The organism is Candidatus Zixiibacteriota bacterium (assembly GCA_021159005.1).
Lineage (GTDB): Bacteria > Zixibacteria > MSB-5A5 > UBA10806 > 4484-95 > JAGGSN01.
The window spans coordinates 26793-33329 of the sequence record JAGGSN010000118.1 but is presented as its reverse complement, the minus strand read 5'-3'; the positions used below and the strand labels follow the sequence as shown (position 1 = coordinate 33329).

Here is a 6537-nt window from a genome sequence, read left to right as displayed (position 1 = left end):
GGGTGATATTTACCGTTGCGCGTAGGGGCGTATTGCATACGCCTTTTTTGTGCTGTCGAAAGTTTTAGTGGCTGGTGAACGTCCTGCTGCACCAGCATATCCCCGACCTAAAGATGCGTTTGGTTGAACCGGCATACAATAAAAACTGAATTTAGTTATCCATCCTGACGCATAAAAAGTTACTTTTGACAGTCGTTAGATTAATCAAAACCGAATTACCATCGTTTTGCCCCGTTTGTATTGAATATCAAATTTATCCAATCCTCCAACCCGACCTAATGTGGGCGGGATATCGTTTGAATTAGATATGGCAAAACGGGTGCGAAAAACCTTGCTGCCGATACGAATACTAAGCTTATGGATATACATATTAGCGATATTTTGAGGTAAAAGGCCTGTGATTTTAAATCTTTCCCCTTTTCTGTAATCGCCAACCATCAATATCCCCATGCTTTCGGGAAGGACTGATATATCGGCGCCGGTGTCTGCCAAAACATCCTCAACATAAATCCATTGTTCAAATTGCTTGGAATATATTGACATCGACAATTTAGGTCTTTTGATCATCCGGAAAACATTGGATTCCTCATTAACATAAGGCACTATTATTTTCTTAGACACTCAGATACTCCTTAAATGTTTTCCAGCTTATGGACAACTCCTCGTTGTTATGCGCATTTTGAAGTTCCTTGAATTTCTTGTGAATATCCGGCCCCTCCCAGATAGTCTCATCTCCGGCTTTAACGGCATATATAATAGCCTGTTTGTTTTTATTCTTAATAATCAGCTTTTTCTTAGATGTCATTTCGTTCTTCACTATATCCTTATGCTGATGGCCGCTCAGATAATTCTTATCGATTTCACTCTTGTTGCCAAGCTCCGCTTGGCAACAAGAGAGCGTATTTCAAGTGGTCGGTGTACGTCCCCGTGCGCCAACTATCATATATTATATCGACACGATTCTATAAAATCCAAGTGATAGTCGTACATTCGTGTGCGCTAACTTTTACAAAAATAACGGCTTCATTTTATTAATTCCGGTTTTGATATTTCCTTAAATATATAGTATAATAACAAATGGAGGTACTTATTGAAAAAAGCAGTTAGTCCTATTGCGCGTAGGGGCGTCCGCCTTAGGCTGATGCAATACTTCCCTACGGCTAAAATTCTCACCGCTCTCATACTAATCATCGCCTGCTCAAATTCTTTTGCCGGTGAAAATAACAGCGACAGTTTTTTCGCAATGGATAAACTCCAGCATTTTAGCTTATCTATTGCAGCTGCGGCAGGAACCGGGTTTGTCATGCATAACCATTTTGATACAGATAAAAACGAAGCAATAATCATTGGCTTTACGGCAAGTTTCAGTCTTGGCGGCATCAAAGAGATAATCGACAGCACAAAACCGGCTGAGCATTCATCGCTTAAAGACTTAGCGGTAGATTTTCTTGGGTCGATAATCGGAGCCGCCCTTTTAACGGCTGTAATAAAATGAATTCCAAAGTAATAAGCTGGGCAAGCTACGATTTCGCCAATACAATATTTTCAATGAACATTGTATCCCGCTATTTTCCGGTTTTGGTGATTGTCTCATTAGGGGGGACCGACCTGCAAATAGGCATATCGCGCTCGGCGGCGATGATATTAGTTGCGCTAACCATGCCTGTTTTGGGAGTCATTGCCGACCAGCGCAACAATAAAAAGATCCCCTTGATTATATTTACCATAGCTTGCTGCTTGATTACCGCTTGCTTGAATCAAATAAACATACTCCTGATAGAGCTGATTCTTTTTGGCTTGGCGGTATATTGCTATCAATCGGCGCTAACATTTTACAACGCTCTTTTGCCGGCTGTCGCACCGCCCGGCAAGACCGGCTATGTCTCCGGGTTAGGCGTTTCGCTGGGGTATCTGGGCAGTGTTGCCGGCTTATTTATTGTAGCTATATTATCATCAAAAATGCTGTCGCCGTATATCTGGACTGCCATCCTGTTTTTCATTTTTTCATTGCCAATATTTATATGGGTAAAGGATAAAAAAACAACGGCCATAAAACCCGATGAAAAATCATACCGCAAAGGCTTAATCATTTCATTAAAAAGAGCGTCAAAAATACCCGGTCTTTTACGATTTTTCGTAGGCAGATTCTTCATCGTCGAGGCGATGGAAACCGTTATCCTGTTTATGGCTGTATATCTTGTGCGGGCAGTTGGGTTTGATGACAACACCGCCGCTGGTTTCGGTCTTGATGAGGTAACATTCTTTCTGATAGTAGTTACCTTTTTCACAATTATCGGCTCTTATGTCTGGGGATTGCTAACCCAGCGTTTCGGCCCCAAAATCATGCTGATTTTGGCTGTGATTCTCTGGCTTGTTGCCCTAACCGGGATTGTGTTTTTTGCAAATAAACTATTATTATATTTCTGGGGAAGCATAGCCGGAACCGGTCTTGGCGGAGTATGGACATCCGACCGGCCGCTTATGATAAACCTGCTCGGCAAATCAGAGAGATTCGGCGAGTTCTTCGGGTTATATGCCTTATCCGGCAGGCTGGCGGCGGTTATCGGTCCTGTAATCTGGGGGTTGATTATTTATTTTGCCGAGCCGTTTGGCGTAATAAAATATAAATTCGCCATTGAGGCGCTTTTCCTGTTGATGGTTGTTGGCTTGATTATTTTGAGAAAGGTTCCTGATGCCAGATAATTATAAAGAAATTGTAGGCGCAATACATATACATTCAAAATTTTCCGATGGCACTAAATCCATTCAGGATATTGCCTCTATAGCCAATGAGGTAAATCTTGATTTTATCATGGTTTCAGACCACATGACCTTAGAGCCTTATCATCAGGGAATTGAGGGTTTTTATGGCAATACCGCTGTAATAATCGGCTATGAGATTAATGATCCAGATGATAAAAATCATTATCTGGCATTTGGACTTAACGAGGTTCTGCCATCGAATTTGCAGGCTGAACAGTATGTTCCCCTCGTAAAACAAAATGGCGGCCTTGGGATTATAGCTCATCCGGATGAAGTGCGCACCGAGTTGTCGAAATATCCCGGCTATCCCTGGACTAAATGGCAAGTTGATGGTTATGACGGCATTGAAATATGGAACCATATGTCACAGTGGATGGAGCTATTAAACCGCTGGAATATGATAAAGCAGGCATTTATGCCCAGACGGGCTTTAAAGGCTCCAACTGATATGATACTGAAAATCTGGGATGAGGTTAACCTTAAAAGAAAAGTACTCGGTGTCGGTTCTATTGATGTTCACGCTTACCCTTACCGCCTTGGACCATTGAGGATTACGGTGTTTCCATACAAGGTGCAGTTTAAAGCAATCCGAACTCATATTTTGCTGCCTAAATCTGTATCAAGCGATTTCAAAGCATATAAGCTGGAAATCTATAACGCGCTTAGAAATTGCCGGGCATTTATTTCGAATTACCGATGGGGTGATGCTCAGAGCTTTAAATTTATCGCTGAGAATTCATCCGGTAAAGCCATTTGCGGGGATGAATTAAACTGGGATAAGAATACAATAATAAAAGCGTATCTGCCGCAAAGAGCTGATATTAGACTAATTTGCAATGGCCAAATTGTTTTTTCCGATAAAGGGAAAGATTTTTCTATCAGAACATTAGAACCGGGTTTATACAGGTTAGAGGCTTATATCAACAAAAAGGGGTGGATATTTACCAATCATGTCAGGCTGATGCAAAAACAGGCATAAAAAAAGAGGGTGAAACTATGCTAAGGTAGAGGGGGGCTGGAACTACCTTAGCGAGGATGTTTCACCCTGCGTGTAAATTATACTCAATTATTTCAGACTGTCAAGAACTTTTTTACAAAATTTTACTTTTTTCAGAAAAACATATTGCTAATATATTGTTGACATAGCAATGACAATATGTCGTTTAATTAATGTTTCATGTACCATCAGGAAGCTTTTCCTGGCAACATCGGTCCAGGTGGTTGGCGTACGTCCTCGTGCGCCAACTTTGATTCCTAATATTTCAGGGAATAAATAATCATTCTGATTGTATTGATATTATAAGGTTGCAGTGGTTGGCATATGTTCTTGTGCGCCAACTTAAAGTTTACCATTTATGCGTCGTCAGTCCGCCGCGGCGGATTTCCTGACGATATTGGCAGAGGTTGTTTGAAAAAAAGTAAAAGAACTAAAAGGATAATAAATTCTATTAAAAGTTCTTGCATAGATAACGTAGATTAATTAAATTGAGCGGGAATTTTACTAAAGCAAGTAAAATGTTCCGGGGTTAATAATTTAACCCGATAGCTGGTAAGAAATTGGTCGGAAAATAAAAATGGAGGAGAAATGAAAAATTTTGTAATAACTATTGCCATGGTTTTAAGCATAGTTTCTTTAGCTATGGCGCAGCCTGTTTGGAACATACTCGAACAAATGACGCCTTCCGAAAGAGCCAACGCCTTGATAGAAATTTCCCTCGAAAAAGACGCTAATACTTATGCTTTACAGATGGCTCATGATATAAGCGAGCTATGGAACAATGGCAATATCGATGAGGCTCTGTCTTTGTTTCCACAGCTGGAGGGTTTAACTGATGCCAGAGAAATCGCTATCGGGTATGCCTGGCGTACGCCTGTTGTTAACCCTCAATACCGATGGGAAACCGATGATTGGCAGGTCGGCGTTCGCGATTCTATTGCAATGGTCTCACTGTTCAAATCAGATTACTATGATTCCACTGATGTAACCGATACTACTATTGCGATTGATACAACCGTAACCGATTCAAGCGAAACGGTAGACACCTTAATTACTATTCATAGAGATATGACTGTCTTGGTTAACTATTTCTCGGTGTTTTTCATTGAGGGCGATGGAATAGTTAACCGCTGGGCTATTTATAAGGAAACGAATACCAAATCTTCTGTCATAGACTCCTTTTTTTCAGGCAATTATGTGTATGATTCGACTGCAACAGAATCAGTCGACTTTTTCGATGATATAATCAGTACTGAGGTGTATAATTGGGTTGCCGGTTATCCTTTCAATGCTGTCGGAGCCGCACTTTTAGATGAATTTTTGTATGTTGGCTACAGTCGGGGAACCGATCAAAGCGTGGCAAATATTCGCCGCTTTGGCATTGAAGCCGGCGGGTCTGTCAAATTTCCGGACAGCTCATCATTTATCCAGGTATGCAACGTAGATTCGCCTGATTCTATCAAAGAAATAGCCTTAGCCACAGACCACAACTATGGCGATAACGCAATTTATTATACGGCAATCACTACCTCGGGCAATCTGCTGTGCTATACCAGCGATACCTCCTGCGCAAGCTGGACTGAGATTGCAACCGGTGTAACCAACGCAGATAGAGCGCTCGACGTTGCTTATGATGGCGGTTCCGGCGACCTGTGGGCATCTTATATCGATACCGGTAACTTGCTTCAAATTGACAACTATGACGGTGTTTGGGCCAACTCGCAAAATGATGCCGCCGTCAGTTCAGCGTTATATACATCGATTGCCGCTTATGGCGATACCATAACCTGTGTCTATGATGACTCCACCGGCACAGTAAATCATGTTCAGTATCAAGCCAGTTTCGATGGTGGTTCAAGCTGGACCAATGGCGACCTTGATGGCAATACTGATGTTTCCCGAAGTGCCGATATTGTTGGTTATTCAGGCGTAGGATTTGGCGCCGCCTATAATTATACTGTCGATGATACGTTAAACGGCCGTTATACCTGGCGGAATGATAGCAACCCCTGGAGTTCGTCGGAAACATATACTACACATTCTCATTACTATAAGCCGGCTTTTGAATATCTCGGCAACTATGAGGATCTTGGCGGCAGAGTATTCGGCGTAGTTTATATAATGGATAGCGGTACATCTGATGTAAGAACAGCTTATTTCGATTATGACACAATTCCCGGGCCGCCGCTTTGGGTTGATGATAAAACCAATAACTTGCCTGATGCATTTACCTTGATGCAGAATTATCCGAATCCGTTTAACGCCTCTACGATTATCAAGTATAGCCTGACAGAACCAACTAATATTAAAATCGACGTCTTCGATATTCTCGGACGCAAAGTAGCCACTTTAATTGATGAGTATCAGCCGGCTGGTATAAAACAGATTGTCTGGAATGCTTCCGAAAAATCTTCCGGCGTCTATTTCTATCAGCTCAAAACGGACGACAAATCGGAAACGAAACGGATGTTGTTATTAAAATAATATCTTTTGTTTCGACATAGTTTAGAAGTTAGAAATATCCCGGGTCGTTAATAACATTGATGACCCGGTTTTTTTTAACACAACGCGGGCATTCTGACTACGATGGATTGTTGATAAACCCGGACTTTATATTGTGTCCGTTCGTAGTCTGCCTAAGGCGGATGAACTGACACATTTTGATATTGAATTTTGTAAAATCGCCGCGCGTAGGGGCGTATTGCATACGCCCTTTGTCTGCCAAGCAGGTCAATCCGCCTGAGGCGGACTTGCGCTCTTGGCGGATTTTCAGACGA

The 6537-nt window shown here is 41.9% G+C and carries 6 protein-coding genes; 4 read left to right on the top strand and 2 right to left on the bottom strand.

Annotated elements, in window-relative coordinates; all coding sequences use genetic code 11:
* Positions 1-204: 204 nt before the first annotated feature.
* Together J7K40_07755 and J7K40_07750 are read right to left on the bottom strand one after the other, a co-directional pair.
* The gene (locus J7K40_07755) at positions 205-621 is read right to left on the bottom strand and encodes a hypothetical protein (GenBank protein MCD6162293.1); all 417 of its coding nucleotides are present in this window, start codon (positions 619-621) and stop codon (positions 205-207) included.
* Positions 614-805: a hypothetical protein gene (locus J7K40_07750; protein ID MCD6162292.1), complete on the bottom strand. Its 192-nt coding sequence runs from the start codon at positions 803-805 to the stop codon at positions 614-616. The genes J7K40_07755 and J7K40_07750 overlap by 8 nt, the downstream gene beginning before the upstream one ends.
* 285 nt (positions 806-1090) lie before the next feature.
* Between J7K40_07750 and J7K40_07745 the strand changes: the two genes are divergently transcribed.
* The 4 genes from J7K40_07745 to J7K40_07730 all read left to right on the top strand — a co-directional run bounded on the left by J7K40_07745 (position 1091) and on the right by J7K40_07730 (position 6244).
* Positions 1091-1495, top strand: coding sequence for a hypothetical protein (locus J7K40_07745; protein ID MCD6162291.1), 405 nt, complete (start codon positions 1091-1093; stop codon positions 1493-1495).
* On the top strand, positions 1492-2703 hold the full coding sequence (locus tag J7K40_07740) for an MFS transporter (GenBank protein MCD6162290.1): 1212 nt from the start codon (positions 1492-1494) through the stop codon (positions 2701-2703). The genes J7K40_07745 and J7K40_07740 overlap by 4 nt, the downstream gene beginning before the upstream one ends.
* Positions 2693-3742, top strand: coding sequence for a histidinol-phosphatase (locus J7K40_07735; protein MCD6162289.1), 1050 nt, complete (start codon positions 2693-2695; stop codon positions 3740-3742). The genes J7K40_07740 and J7K40_07735 overlap by 11 nt, the downstream gene beginning before the upstream one ends.
* A 606-nt stretch (positions 3743-4348) precedes the next feature.
* The gene (locus J7K40_07730; protein ID MCD6162288.1) at positions 4349-6244 is read left to right on the top strand and encodes a T9SS type A sorting domain-containing protein; all 1896 of its coding nucleotides are present in this window, start codon (positions 4349-4351) and stop codon (positions 6242-6244) included.
* Positions 6245-6537 lie beyond the last annotated feature (293 nt).

Excerpts from the sequence above, each read along its gene's own strand:
- J7K40_07750 (MCD6162292.1), bottom strand. The coding sequence starts at position 805 with ATGACATCTAAGAAAAAGCTGATTATTAAGAATAAAAACAAACAGGCT.
- J7K40_07735 (MCD6162289.1), top strand. The coding sequence starts at position 2,693 with ATGCCAGATAATTATAAAGAAATTGTAGGCGCAATACATATACATTCA.
- J7K40_07730 (MCD6162288.1), top strand. The coding sequence starts at position 4,349 with ATGAAAAATTTTGTAATAACTATTGCCATGGTTTTAAGCATAGTTTCT.
- J7K40_07740 (MCD6162290.1), top strand. The coding sequence starts at position 1,492 with ATGAATTCCAAAGTAATAAGCTGGGCAAGCTACGATTTCGCCAATACA.